General features: G+C 66.3%; 8 protein-coding genes. All 8 read right to left on the bottom strand.

Going from position 1 to position 13,353, the window contains the following annotated elements; all coding sequences use genetic code 11:
- Nucleotides 1-6: 6 nt before the first annotated feature.
- Nucleotides 7-1,446, bottom strand: a complete 1,440-nt coding sequence (locus ACYOEI_RS07585; RefSeq protein ID WP_462848772.1) for a spinster family MFS transporter — start codon at nucleotides 1,444-1,446, stop codon at nucleotides 7-9.
- Between the two features lie 61 nt (nucleotides 1,447-1,507).
- Nucleotides 1,508-2,338, bottom strand: a complete 831-nt coding sequence (locus ACYOEI_RS07580) for a hypothetical protein (RefSeq protein ID WP_462848771.1) — start codon at nucleotides 2,336-2,338, stop codon at nucleotides 1,508-1,510.
- Between the two features lie 227 nt (nucleotides 2,339-2,565).
- Complete coding sequence (locus ACYOEI_RS07575) at nucleotides 2,566-6,300, bottom strand: PVC-type heme-binding CxxCH protein (RefSeq protein ID WP_462848770.1); 3,735 nt, start codon at nucleotides 6,298-6,300, stop codon at nucleotides 2,566-2,568.
- A gap of 467 nt (nucleotides 6,301-6,767) precedes the next feature.
- Entirely contained in the window at nucleotides 6,768-8,465 is a 1,698-nt protein-coding gene (locus tag ACYOEI_RS07570; RefSeq protein ID WP_462848769.1) for a hypothetical protein, read from the bottom strand.
- Between the two features lie 219 nt (nucleotides 8,466-8,684).
- Nucleotides 8,685-10,115: a DUF1501 domain-containing protein gene (locus ACYOEI_RS07565; RefSeq protein ID WP_462848768.1), complete on the bottom strand. Its 1,431-nt coding sequence runs from the start codon at nucleotides 10,113-10,115 to the stop codon at nucleotides 8,685-8,687.
- Between the two features lie 863 nt (nucleotides 10,116-10,978).
- A complete protein-coding gene (locus tag ACYOEI_RS07560) occupies nucleotides 10,979-11,875 on the bottom strand; it encodes a hypothetical protein (protein ID WP_462848766.1) in 897 nt (298 codons plus the stop codon).
- Entirely contained in the window at nucleotides 11,859-12,374 is a 516-nt protein-coding gene (locus ACYOEI_RS07555; protein WP_462848765.1) for a hypothetical protein, read from the bottom strand. Before ACYOEI_RS07555 ends, ACYOEI_RS07560 begins: the two co-directional genes overlap by 17 nt.
- Nucleotides 12,375-12,806: 432 nt before the next feature.
- Nucleotides 12,807-13,136 carry a hypothetical protein gene (locus tag ACYOEI_RS07550; protein WP_462848764.1) on the bottom strand — a complete coding sequence of 110 codons (330 nt, stop codon included), beginning with the start codon at nucleotides 13,134-13,136 and terminating at the stop codon, nucleotides 12,807-12,809.
- Nucleotides 13,137-13,353 lie beyond the last annotated feature (217 nt).

Raw genomic sequence — 13,353 nt, 5'->3', positions numbered from 1 at the left:
CCGCAATCACGAAGTCGGCAACTCCTTGCCGGGCTGGTGTCGAACGGGCGCGGCCTTGAGCTTGGCCTGCATCAAGGCCATCTCTCTCGGCAGGTGTCGTGCTCCCGCGAGGAAGACGATCCCCGAGAGCAAGATGGCGGGGACTGTGAGCAGCAGGCCGGCGACGATGTTTTCGGGTGGCTGGCCGGAGATCTGGGTGGGCACGACGCCGATGGCCTTGAGCAACTGGCCGTACGAACTCGCCATGGTCAAGGGGTCGCCGAGCTTGTCGGCCGTGAGGCCGATCAGCCAGGGGGACCAGATGTCGCCGAGGAAATGAATGGCGAACGTCGAGATCGCATAAGCCGCGGCGCGGAGGTTCGGCTGGACGACGTTGGCGATGATCGCGTTGCAGGGGCCCGTATTGATGAACATCAATGCCTCGGCCGCGAAGATCGAGGAATAAATCACCGGCTCCGTCTTCGCGAACAGGGCGATCAGCACGAACGGGATCGAGGCGAGCATCGAGACGCCCGGGACCAGGAATTGGGCCTGGGGCCAGCGTTTGCCGAGCCGGTCGGTGATCCAGCCTCCCAGGCTGACCCCGAGGATCGCCGCCAGGCACGTCACCGCCCCGAGCATCATCCCGCTGCGGCCCTGGGGAAAGCCTCGGGTCCGGAAGAGGTAGTTCGGCACCCAGAAGATCATCCCGCCGATGGCGAACGTATACGCGGCCATGCCGAAGACCGAGTACGTGTAGGACGAGTTGACCATCAGGTCGACGTAGTCCTCGCGCGTCGCCCCGGCGCGTTCGTGCTCGCGGAGTCGTTCGACGGAGACCCCTTCGCTGGCCCCCCGCACGGGTTCGGGCAGGAAGAAGGCGAAGAGGGCCGCCACCATCGCCGGGACGCCCGCGACGTAGAAGGCCGCTTGCCAGTGGTAGTGCTCCGCGATGTACGAGCCGAGCCCGATCCCCAGGGCACTCCCGATCGGCATCGCGAGGTAGAAGGCCGAGAGGAGCCGAGAGCGTGACTCTCGGGCGAAGAGGTCGAGGAGGATCGTCGGCGCGATGACCCCATAGGTGGCCTCGCCGATCCCGAGGACGCTCCGCGCGAGGACGAGATGGCCGTAGCTGTCGGCCAGGCCGCTGCCGACCGTCGCCAGGCTCCAGACCCCGACGCCGATGCCGAGCAGCCAGGTCCGGCGGTAGCGGTCGCCCAGCCAGCCCATCACCGGGCTGATGACGGAGTAGCTCACCAGGAAGACACTGGCCAAGAATCCCCACTGGGCGTGCGAGATCTTGAGTTGCTCTTTGATCTGCGGCCCGACCGCCGCCAGGACGTTGCGATCGAGGTAGTCGAGGAGGTTCATCCCGAAGAGGATGACGAAGGTCGTCATCGCCAATCGCGGCATCGTCCCGGGCGTGGTCTCCCTCGCCGATCCGTCCGCGTCGCTCGCATGCAACATGGGGTGCGCCTCGCCTGGCCTCGTCTCGTCTTCGGTCCCGGGGGCCGAGAATTGGCCGATGCTACGCCAAGCCGTCGGGGTCGTCCAGGCCTACGCCCGTCGAATTCGCCGACGTTGGCGTCTCGATGCGGACCATGAGTCGGAAGGCCTGGAGCAGCCTCTCGAAGCTCTCGGGGGTGATGGACCGGGGGGCCCGGACGCGGATGAGCTTGCCTTCGTCCTGGTCCCAGAGTTGGAGGTCGATCCGGACTTCCGCCTGTGTCGCCGGGGCTCGGCTCGTCGAGGGCACTGCCGGAGCCGGCTCGACGGGAGCGAGGATCGGGGCCGACGCGGGCAACGGGGCGGCGGAGGCCGGGCCGCCCGGCCGGAAGACGAGGTCGTCGCCCAGGGCCCCGGCGAATCGGGACGACTCGAGGAAGGCGTCGGCCGCCGCCCGCTTGGCCGACGCGATGATCTGGTGGTTGTGGTAGAGCACGTTGCCCAGGATCTCGGCCTCGGGCACGCGCTTGTCCCCGAGCCGTTCGGCGAGCTCCGCGTACAGCGGCGGCTTGAGGAGCGCCTGGCGATGCAGGCGAGGGATCTCGACCGGGTCGACCGGGTGGAGGATCTCCTTGGCCAGGGGGGTGAGCCCGTAGCCTTCGTCGGTCAAGGTCAACAGGCCGAACTGCCTCGCCGCGCTCAGGCGGGCGGAGAACGTGTTCGTCTTGATGTTCTTGTATCCGAGCGCCAGCGCGATGTCGGGGGCCGAGAGGCCGTCCAGGCCCATGCCGTCGATCGACTCGCAGAGCTTGAGGCTCTCGGCCAGGCTGACGCCGGGATAGCGAGTGCTCCGCTCCCGCTTGTGACGACCCTGGGAGGCGGACGCTGAAGACTCGTTGTCAGGATTCGGCATGGGTTCGCGAGCGTCTGGGTTCAGTCCACGGGATCCGGATGCCGGCCCACGATCCCGCGAATCGAGTGCCAGGTTCTGGGGAACCCTCCCGAGACGGCGGCCGGCCTTCGAGCCGCGACCATGCCGAGGGGTTCGAGGCGCGCCGACCGGAGGGCTCGAGGAGGCTTAGCCGTCTGGCCGATCACCCCCCCGAGCTCCACACTCGGCGATCCGCGACACATACGAGACTAACGACCTTCTCCGCCTGCGCCCACCTTGGCCGAGGTTTCCGGCTTCGTGCCCGGGTCTTTCAGGGTCTGGAGGTAGGCGATCAGGTCGGAGAAGTCCTGCGGGGTGAGCCCCTCGGCGAGGCCGCTGGGCATGAGGGAGAGGTCGCTTCGCTTGCGGTCGTCGATCGAGTCCTTGGGGATCCGGATCCGCTTCGCCTCGGCGTCCTCGATCTCAACCGCGTCGTCGCCGTCGCTCTTGACGATCCCCGTGAGCACCCGACCATCGCTCGTCGCGAGGATCACCGGCTCGTAGCCCGACGAGATCTTCGCCGAGGGGAAGAGGACGGAGGCGATCAGCTCGTCGCGCGAGTATTTCGCGCCGACGCTCGAGAGCTCAGGTCCGACCATCCCCCCCTGCTTGCCGACCGAGTGGCACTTGATGCAGGCCAGGCCCTTCAGGTCTTCGAAGAGGACGCGGCCGTGCTCCGCTTTGCCCTGGGCTTTGAGCGCCGCCTGGCGGAACGACTCGGGGTCGAACTCGCCGGCCGACGGGCCCTTCAAGAAGGCGTAGTCGGACGCCGTCGACATCGCGACGGAGAAGGCCCAGGGGCCACCGTGATTACCGCAGCGGATCAAAACGCGGTTGACCCCCTTCACCAGTTTGACGTCGAACTTCGTCCTGGCCGCGGCGAAGCTCTGGGAGGTCTGGCTGTCGTAAACCTGAGTCCCGTTGATCCAGACCGTCAGCGTGTCATCCGAGCCGATCGCGCACACGGCCGTCCTGTCCTCGTGGCTCGAGACCTCGACGTAGCCATAGGTGACCGTCTGGGAGAGTCCGGAGTAGATCTTGTCCAGGTCGACGCGTCCCTGGTCGTCGCTGGCCTTGGCGGCCGTCCAGGTGGCTGGCTCGCCCTTCGAGCTCGTGTAGGACGCGTTGAGGTCGATCGGCCCTTCCGGGGCGAAGGGTGCCTTGGCGTCGTCGATCTTGAACGGGCCGAGCAGCCTCCATTCGAGCAGGGGCTGCAAGGACGAGTAGACCTTGCGGAGCTCGGGGACGGCCGTCGGAGAGAGCTCATGCCGGGTGGCGAGCTGGTCGAAGATCGGTGCCGCCTGGTCACGGATCTTGGCGATCGCGCCTGCGGAGACGGTCCGGAGCTCGGGGCTCTTGTCCGTCAGGCCGCCGAGGTAGGCCTGCAAGGCGAGGATGTCGGGGTTCATCGCGAGGGCGCGGATCGCCTCGAAATGCGTGTCGGGGACCTCGCTGGCGGCCGTCAACGCGGGGATGGCCTCGCGGTCGGAGAGACTCCCGAGCGCGAGGATCGCGGCCCGTTTGACCTCGAGTGAGGGGTCGGCGAGCACGGCGCGGAGCGGAGCCCCTGCCCCTTCGAGCTGGCCGATCTTGCCGAGCGACTCGGCCGCCGTCGCTCGCACCGAGGCTTCGGGGTCCTTCAGGCTCGCGACCAGCGCCCCGACGGCGGCCTTCGCCTTGAACCTTCCGAGTGAGGCGATCACGCTCGCCTTCCTCGTCCCCGCGAGTTCCGAGTCGCCGAGCAGGCCGACGAGGGATTGGATCGCCAGGTCGGAGCCGATCTTCTCGACGGCCGCGATCGAGGCGTCGTGGAGCGGGCCCGGCGTCGACTTGTCGCGGAGCGTCGCCGCGAGGAGCGGCAGGGCGTCCTTGTCGTCGAGCTCTCCCCAGGCCTGGGCGATCGCCAGGCGGATTTCGGGCACGGGCTCGGTCCGGTAGCGGGTCCGGAGCGTCGGGAGCGCGCCGCGGTCACCCGTCTCCTTCACGGCGTTGATCGCCGCGAGAAGCACCGGCGCGGAGGGGTCGATCAGGAGCGTCTGGATCGTCGCCATCACGATGGGCGTGCCGTCCCACGCGTCGACCTTCGCCGGGGGCTTCCCGGCGGCCGGCTGGGTCTTCCACCAAACGCCGTCCCAGGGCTTCGCCTTGTGGTGGACCTGCGAGAGGTACAAGACCGCGCGGGCCCGTTCCGTGGCGTCGCGCTCCCGATCGTTTGCGAATCGGGCGAGCGTCATGGTGGCGCGAAGCTCGTAGACCTCTTCCATCGCCGCCAAGATGGCCTGCCGCAGCTTCGGATTATCCGATGACAGCCCCAGGGCGACGGCCTTCCAGTCACCGATCCGTCGCAGGGCCTGTCGGGTGCTGAAGGCGATGAAGTCATCCGACTCGATCAGGTGGGGCATCAGGGCCGGGATCGCCTTCGAGGCCTTGATCCGGCCGAGGGCGATGACCGCCTGGAGCCGGACCGTGGGGTCGTGGTCGGCCAGGAGTGCCACCAACGGGTCCGTCGCGTCCGAAACCGCTCGCTCCCCGAGGGCCCGGGCGGCCTGGGCCCTGACGTCCGAGACGCCGGATTTCAAGGCCTCGACCAGGGGGGTGTTCCCTTCCGGCGTCCCCCCCGCGATCCCGTCGATGACCCAGACGAGGTGCCTTCGGGCGACCGGGCTCGTCTCGGAGGCCGTCCACGCCGCACCGACCGCGGCGAGGGCCTCACGCCCCTTCTTGATCAACGCCGTCTGGGCCCGCATCCGCTCGTTGAAGGAGGGATGATCAAGCTGAGCGAACTGTGCCTCGATCGGGTCGGTGTCCTTCCCGCGAGGGCGGGTCTTGATATTCTCCTTGGACGTGACGGCCCAGACGCGGCCGACCTTCTCGGTCTTGCTGCCCCAACTCCCCATCCCCCAGTCGGCGATGTAGAGGGTCTTTCCGTCGTACGAGACCGCGACGTCGATCGGGCGGAAGTTGTCGAACCCGTCGGGGACCGCGAAGTCGATCGGCTCGGCAACCTTGAAAGTCGACCCGTCCGGCGCGAACCGGAAGGCGTGGACCTTCCCCTTGCCCCACTCGGCCCAGAAGCCGACACCGCGGTACTTCTCGGGCCAGGCGTCTTCCTTGTACAGGACGGCCCCGCAGGGGGAGCCGCCGCCGAACTCGGCCATCCTCGGCAGGTGCCGGTCTGGCCGCTTGTGGTAGTCGTAGGGATAGCCGTAATAACCGCCGTCGACGTGGTGCGTGACCCGGGTCCACCAGCCGAGGCCGTCGTCGGTGTTGTCGTAGGAGAAGATGTTGTCGCGGTCGTCGAGGTTGGCCTCGAGGTGGTTACGCGTGCCGGTCGAGACGACCTCCAGGCCAGTGCCGTCAGGCCGGCAACGGCAGGTTCCGCCTCCCTTGATTTGGATCGTCCGGCCGTCGGGGCCGGTCGCCTTGGGGATCCCCTTGTCGCCCACCGAGACGTAGAGATACCCGTCCATCCCGAACTGGATGCCCGAGACGATGTGGTCGTTCAGCCCCTGGTTGTCGGTGGGGCCGAGGTCCTTGAAGATGTCCTTCCGTTCGTCGGCCTTGCCGTCGCGGTCGACGTCGCGGAGCACGGTCAGGAACGGCATGTGCGACACGTAGAGGACGTCGCCGTACCACGCCATGCCCTGGACGGCGCGGAAGCCGTCGGCGAAGACGACCGGATCCTTGCCGTCCCGGAAGATGAGGATCCGGCCGTGGTTCGCCTCGTAAGGCCCGACCTGGTCCATCGGGTCTTCGGCGACGAAGAGCTCCCCGCCCGGGGCTGTCGCCACCTGGCAGGGGTAGAGCACGGCCGGGACGGTCGCCACCAACCGGATTTCGAACCCCTCGGGCACCTTGGGCAGAGCGCCCTTCGCCGAGAGCGACAGGCCGAGCACAAGTAGGAATGTTGCGGGCAGGACCCGCCTGAGGCGAGCGATCGTCATGCGTTCTTTTCCCGTCGTCAGGAGTTCGAGGCGGGTGGCCCGGCCGTCGAATCCGCGCGTCTTGAGGCGGATTCGACGGGGGAGGCGCGAGGTCAATGCCCGACTATACCCCCCGCGCCGGGAGGGTTTCAATGAGGCGCTCCCACGCATTCACGCCGTGATTGCGGGGACGCAATAACGTGTCGTGGTGTCTTCGTATTTCGCAAAATTGAAATTGCGAACGTCTGGATCGGAAGTTGTTTTAAACCTTGCTGCCCGCCATCCGATTCGAAGCGGATTCTGTTTTATACATAAACGTTAAGATGTGTTGTTTTGGACGTCAGGTGTCGGGCGGGCTGATTTGCCCGGACGACGCCGGATGCGAGCGACGCGTTGCGAGGGCCACCGGCCATCCGCAACGCGTCGCTCGTGGAATCGCGAGAGTCTCCTCCTCCCTGGCCTGGGGCCGGGGAGGCGGCGAAGGGGAATCACTTGGCGGCCGGCCCGCCCAATCGCTTCCGCTGCCGGGAGCCGACCTCGGCGAAGAATCGCAGGATCGGCAGGTCGGCGTCGAGGACGAGCCGGAGGTTGTCGGCCCCGCCGACGAGGTGGAATTGGATCTGGTCCTTGTCGCCGTTCGGCCCGGCGAACGCGATGTCGGCCGCCTCCTTGAAAACCCTCTGGTCCTGGAGGCTGAGTTGGGCGAGCCGCCCCGCGGTCACGTCGAGCCCGATCTGGGGCGTGGACTTGGCGGCGCCCGAGTCGGGCTTTTTCAAGGTCGCAAGGGCCTTCTTGATCACCGACAGGCCGTTCCCGCCGACGGCGGTCAGGATCGCTCCATCGGGGAAGGCGGCGAACATGAGCGGCTCGCCGAATTCTTCTCGCTTGAAGCTACCGTCGTCGATCGTGATCCGATGAATCGACGTACCGTCGTCCCCCTTGGCGTGGTCGAAGGTGATCTTCTTCTGGTCGGCCGGCTTGGCCTTCTTCTGGATGGCCTCGCGCAGCGTCGTCTCGACCTTCTTCGAGTTCTTGAGCCCGAAGCCGAAGAGGACGACATTGTTGCCATCCCCGGCCTTCGCGGCGGGACCGACCGCCTCCAACGTGACGCAGCCGTCGAGGTCCTTCTCCGAGAGGGTCTCTTCGAACGAGTCGAGCAGGAGGTTGATGAGTCGACGGTCGTCGGGGTCCTTCTCCTTCTCCGCCTTCGCCCGTCCCGCCTTGAGCCCTTCGCGGATCGGGACTTTCAGGGCATCGGCGACCGGGAGGATCCCCACCAGGCTCGCCGCATTGCCCTGGGCCAGGGATCGGAACCGACTCTTGCGCTTGGCGAAGGCCGCCAGCGCGTCGGACATTGCGCTCCCGGGCTTGGCGTCGACCTCCAAGCCTAGGCTGAGGTCGCCGTCCGGGTTGACGTTCAGGTCGATCGAAATCTCTCGGCCGTCGCGGAGGAGGCTCGTGATCCCCTCTTCCGAAAGGGCGATCCCGGCGAGACGCCCTCGGTAGGTGGCGTCGTCCTCGCCGTCGAGCCGCTTGCGCGACACATCGCTGCGCTGATTCATGGTGGCCAGGACCCCGTCCTTGAGCACGTCCGGGATCTGGTCGAGGCGCAGCCTCGCGAGCAGGACGCCCGGCCGGGAAGGGTTCAGGCTCTCGGGCTTCACCTCGGCGAGCTTCGCCGCGGCGCCCGGGACGTTCGTGAGGACCGCGTAACCCGACGGGGGCGACTTGAGGACGAAGAGGGGCGGGCTGCTCCCTCCCATCGGGCTCAGCTTGTGCGTGACGCCTTCCATGCCTTCGGCGGCGTCCAGCCGAAGTCCCAGCCTCTTGACCGTCTCGAGGAGATCCTTCTGATCCGTGACGGGGACGTAGGCGGCTGCGACGGGCATGCCCCCCCCCACGCCATCTCCGGGAGCCCCGGCGAGGTCGAGGGTGACGACGATCGGATGGGCGCGGTCGAGCCCCTTGAGGGCACCGGGGCCCGTGAGCTGGTCGAGACTGTCGTTGAGCGACTTCGCCACCTTCGGGTCGAAGACGTCGGCGATCGACCGAATTTGCTTCAGGACGTCGTCCGCCGACTTGATCGTGACGGAAAGGACCTGGGCCCGGGCCATCCTTTCGGCCGGGCTGGTGCCGAGGCTGACGAGCAGGACGCTCGAGTAGCAAAGCCATCGACCAATGCGCATACGGAACTCCTGGGGTCGGGTGTCACACCACGTACGCTGGCCCGCCCTCGGCTTCGCGTCCGAAATCACGGGACGCGTTTCGTCCGAGATCACGCCGGGGCAGCGGCCAGTCCGACCGATGGTATCCGCGATCGCCACGGAGGCAAGTATGAAAGGAAAAGCCATGAACCCCGAAGGCCGACGATGCAGCCCGCCCCTCCGACGAGGGCCCTGCCGATCTCAGGAGAACAGAGCCTGGATCGGCTTCCCGTCAGGCATCATGTCGAACGGGCGGCCGAGCCGGTCGGTGAAGGTGAGGTCGTCGATCCCCATCGCGTGATAGATCGTCCGGGCCACGTCCTCGGGGCCGACCGGGTGCTCGGCCGGATGGGCGGCGATCCGATCCGACGAGCCGTAAACCTGCCCGCCGCGGACGCCTCCGCCCGCGAGGAGCACCGACATGCACCGCGTCCAGTGGTCGCGACCGGCCCCGGACTTGCCCCCCGAACGGACGTCGCCGACCCGAGGGTTCCGGCCCATCTCGCTGTTGACCACCACCAGCGTGTCGTCGAGCAGCCCGCGACCGCTCAGGTCCTCGAGCAAGGCCGAATACCCCCGGTCGAACTCGGGGAGCAGGTGATCGCGCAGGCAGTTGAAGTTGTTGCCGTGGGTGTCCCACCCCCCGCCGCTTTTGCAGAGATTGTTGAGCTTCTCGTCTTCCATCCAGAAGACCGAGATGAACGGGACGCCGGCCTCGACGAGCCGTCGAGCGAGGAGGAAGCTCATCCCGTTGACCGTCCGGCCGTACCGCTCGAGGAGCGCCTCGGGCTCCTTGCTCAGGTCGAAGGCCGAGCGGGCCTCCGAAGAACCGAGGAGGGCGAAGGCGCGTTCCTGCTGGAGCGAATACTCGGCCGAAGACGCGGCCAGGTCCGAGCCTCGGACGGCGCCGTCGACCTGTTCCAGGAGCCCCCGGCGTGATGTCAATCTCTCGACGCTGACGTTCCCTTCGAGCGCAAGGGCGGGGGCGGCGAACTGCGTCGGCTTGTCGCGGCTCCCGAGCACATAGACCGGGTCGTGTTGCACGCCGAGCCTCGCCGCGAACTGGCCGGGCCTCGTGTAGAGCGGTGCGCCCGGCTTTTGCGGCAGGGTGATCGGCTGCGGGAGATAAGGGTGGAGGGGTCGCTTGGCCGAGACCACCGAGCCGATGAACGGCCAGTCGTCGGCCAGGGGCCTGCGATCGTTGAGCAGGGCGCGGAAGCTCGGGTCGGGCGCCTGGCCGGTGAGGTTGTAGTAGTAACCCGCGTGGTGGTCGCCGGTCCCCCTGTCCCCGTGCCCGAGTGAGTTGACGACCGCCAGGTGGTGGGCCTGCTTCGCCAACATCGGCAGGTGCTCGCAGACCCGGATCCCCGGGCTCGAGCTCTCGATCGGCCGGAACTCACCTCGGAAGTCGCTCGGCGCGTCGGGCTTGAGGTCCCAGGTGTCGATGTGCGAGACCCCTCCGCTCAGCCAGATCAATATCGTCGATTTCGCCGCCTTGCGCGGGGCCTTGGCCGCGGGCCCGCCGGCCACCGCGTCCGTGCCAAGCGCGTGGCCGCAGAACCCCACCCCGCTCGCGACGAGGAACGCTCGACGTTGGATCGGGCTACCGAGCAGGACGTGGTCGTTGGCCATCGTGCGCCACCTTTCTTTGAAGGTCCGTTCCGAAGCCCCGTTTTTCTTCTTCCGCGCAAACGCGTTTCCATGCGGGGGGAGGCCTCGGCATTTCCAGGAGAGAGTGTCGGCGTGGACCGCGTTCCGAAACCTGGATTTGGAGGAAAACCCAGACCTCGGAACCAACCCTGGTGAGACTTCATCGACTCCGGAGTTTATCGCGCCCCGGAGGACGGCTCAAGAACGCCGATGTTGGTAGCCCGACGGCCATCGCCCTGATCGAGGCCATTCAGTGACAGCCGCCTGTCTTTACGCTCCCCTGGGCGGGTTTTGCATTGCCTTTGGTCCTGTCGTCACTCCTAGATAATATCATGAACGTTACGTCGTGGAGGTCCAAAAGCATCGATGAGGTTTGCATGGTACCGCCCGCGGACGAATTGCCGAGATACCTTGGCCAATGCCTCGCCCGTCACGGCACCGATCTTCATCAGGTCACCATGGGAAGCGGCTTGAAGGTGCTTGGCCTCATGGGCGCGACGTGGGAAGCCGCCATACCTGTGAAAGGTTCGGTATGCCTCTCCTGTGGCTTTATCACGAACTATGTCGAGGATTTGACTCTACGCACGGTCCGGCTTTGGGCGAAGAACGCCGACACTCGGGCCGCAAGGCAAGCCAAGAAGGAGAAGGACGCAGAGACTTGAGGACGGAGATCGCGGATCAGCCCGACCTCCCCGGCGGTCACGGCCCGGCCTCCTCGCGATTTCGCCAGAGTCCGACAGGCGGAGCGATCTCGTGAACCGATAAGGCCGAGTCGGACGCTCTATGCCACGGTGGATTCCCTCGAGATTGTGCCTCGATCTTAGGGGGAAATTCCGAAATGAACATCATGATTTTCTATCGTGATCTAGCCTCCATGCCACCTCGTTCGCTGCCAACTGGGACAGGTGGCGGCGGGCGTGGAGGGCGAGAGACATGAGCCACTTGGTAGATGTCGAGTCGACCGGAGTCGTTGACCAACATCCGCACCCGATGGAGCGAACCCTCGCCACCCCCGAGCCGATCCAGGATCTCATGGCATTCCAAGACCTGTCCCCGCATGAGCGACCGGATCTCGCCGGGCGGGGTTTTCTCGGTCGGGACCATGTAAACCACCCATCGACTTCGGCAAAGACCGCGAGGAGGGTCTCGCGGACCTTGGCGATCGTTTGCTGGTAGGGGACCTCCACCGTCTCGGTCGGCGTCATGGACTGGGTGTTCGGCACGTCCCCGAAATTCCAGACACGAGGCAGCTCGCCGCCGCAGACCTGGCAGACGAACCAGACATCCTTGACCACGTTCCACTCCGCACACGTCGGGCCTCGTCGGAACACGATCGCGGTCGTGAATCGACCCGGGTGGGGAATACCGAGCTCATCGAGCGCTTCACCGACCACGGGCCACGACTCGGGCTCGGGACAGTACCTCGTCGATAGGTTCGAGACGTCCTCGACGACGATCGTCTTCCCTGACGAAATGAACATCTCCCCCGCCGCAAGAACGAGTCCTTCCGAGGCGCAGGCGACGTGCTCCGACCGGCGATCGGCGATCCTCAGGCTCCTCTCGGGGTCGATCACAAACGTGGCCGCGACCTGGCCGACCGATCCCGATACGCCTTGCCCCTCAAGCCAGACGCGAAGGTCGTCCTGGCTGGAGATGGTGGTTCCGCCGGCGGCCATCACCGACCTCGAGCGGATCGTCTCAGGCCCGACGTAGCGGTCGAACGTCTCAGGCCGTGACGACATGGTCCCCCTCGTCATCCCAGACGGCCAGGCACTTTCTCTTCTGCCAAAACTGCTCCAAGGTCAGCTTCGGCTCGCCCGTGGCCAGGATCGTCAGTGGGCTGAGGCGGATGCTGAGCGGGTGCGAGGCCCGGCCTTCCCACGATCCGATGTCGACCAGGGACTCGCCCCTGAGGGTGAGCCCTTGGCGTTCCAGGTAGGCCAGGATCGCCGGGACCTGGAGATCGACCCCCGTCGTCGCCTCGGCGTGCGGGTTCCGTAGGTTCTTGGCCGTGGCGAGAAGTTCCTCCACGTCCTCGGGGTGAGCGGCGAAGTGTTCCTCATAACTCTTGTAGTACACCGACTCCAACGCCTGGGACTGGGGGACGAATTCGCCTTCGATCAAGTAGCCGACCTCCCAGTTGTCTTCGCCGTACCGAGTGTCCCAATCTCTTTGGCGGGCCGCCCTTTGCCGGACCCCGCCCGCGCGTCCGATCCTCCGCTCGACGACCCGCCAGGGCATCGTGCTTTTCTCCGGGGTCGTGGATTAAGGTTCGTCGCCCTCGAAACCTCCGGGACGGCACATGGCCGACGAGGTCGCCATGTTTTCACAGATAGATGTTCGGGCCGTATGCAGATGCCGTCTTTCCGGATCGAGGATCCGGAGGATCGGGTCGAAACGCCCCTCCCCCCGCCGCATCGAACCTCGGCCTCCGAGATCCCTTTAAAATCGAATTATGTGAAAATGGTGACTCAGTTGTGGTCAGGCGACGTCCCGGGATCCGAAGACTATCTCCGGTCCTTCGGAAGACACTTCGATCGGGGATCAAGTTCACTCCCAAGGAAGGTGGGCCTGACTTCGAGCGTCTCGAGGGCCGTCCGAAGTCCTCCGGCCAGGAGGTGCCGGCGGTCCATTGAGGTAAGCGTTCACGGGAGGATGGACGACCGGCGTGGTTCAATACGCCCCCCGTGTCGGGACGCGGCCTTCATCATCCGGGCATTTCCCATAAGTAAGCTCGTTGTCATCCCGACAGACCAAGGCGTAGCTCCAAACGTGGATGGCGTCCCCGGCGAACGTCTGGGTGTCGAGATATTCCACGAGGGCATCATAATCGTCGATCACCAATCGATCCGGCGCGCAGGAGCCGCGATAGAACCAGTGCTCGACGATGACCGGGCCTTGGTCCTCCAGGCACTGGCGAATCTTCGCCAAGACCTCGGGTGTGATGATCTTGCGGCCCTCCGCCGTCCAACCATCGTCTTCGCTTCGAAACCGAGCTTTCATGCCCACCGTCCTATTTCTGCCGCCTAACGACCAACTCGTCGTCCGGAGCGCCGAGAGCGGACAACGATTATACTGGCCGGATACGTTGCACTCACGACCCTCGACGCGGTCGCCTCGAGGCCGGACGGGGATCAAGCCACCGATGCAACGGACGGATTCTTCGGCGGGAGCGACGGCGACTCCTCCCCGGCGAGGCGGACCTGGAAGCAGGCCGTCG

It is taken from the genome of Singulisphaera rosea (assembly GCF_054877945.1).
This window is presented reverse-complemented; position numbering and strand designations above follow the sequence as displayed.

Coding starts and splice junctions, on each gene's coding strand:
- ACYOEI_RS07585 (WP_462848772.1), bottom strand. CDS start 1,446: ATGTTGCATGCGAGCGACGCGGACGGATCGGCGAGGGAGACCACGCCC.
- ACYOEI_RS07560 (WP_462848766.1), bottom strand. CDS start 11,875: ATGTCGTCACGGCCTGAGACGTTCGACCGCTACGTCGGGCCTGAGACG.
- ACYOEI_RS07565 (WP_462848768.1), bottom strand. CDS start 10,115: ATGGCCAACGACCACGTCCTGCTCGGTAGCCCGATCCAACGTCGAGCG.
- ACYOEI_RS07570 (WP_462848769.1), bottom strand. CDS start 8,465: ATGCGCATTGGTCGATGGCTTTGCTACTCGAGCGTCCTGCTCGTCAGC.
- ACYOEI_RS07555 (WP_462848765.1), bottom strand. CDS start 12,374: ATGCCCTGGCGGGTCGTCGAGCGGAGGATCGGACGCGCGGGCGGGGTC.
- ACYOEI_RS07575 (WP_462848770.1), bottom strand. CDS start 6,300: ATGACGATCGCTCGCCTCAGGCGGGTCCTGCCCGCAACATTCCTACTT.
- ACYOEI_RS07550 (WP_462848764.1), bottom strand. CDS start 13,136: ATGAAAGCTCGGTTTCGAAGCGAAGACGATGGTTGGACGGCGGAGGGC.
- ACYOEI_RS07580 (WP_462848771.1), bottom strand. CDS start 2,338: ATGCCGAATCCTGACAACGAGTCTTCAGCGTCCGCCTCCCAGGGTCGT.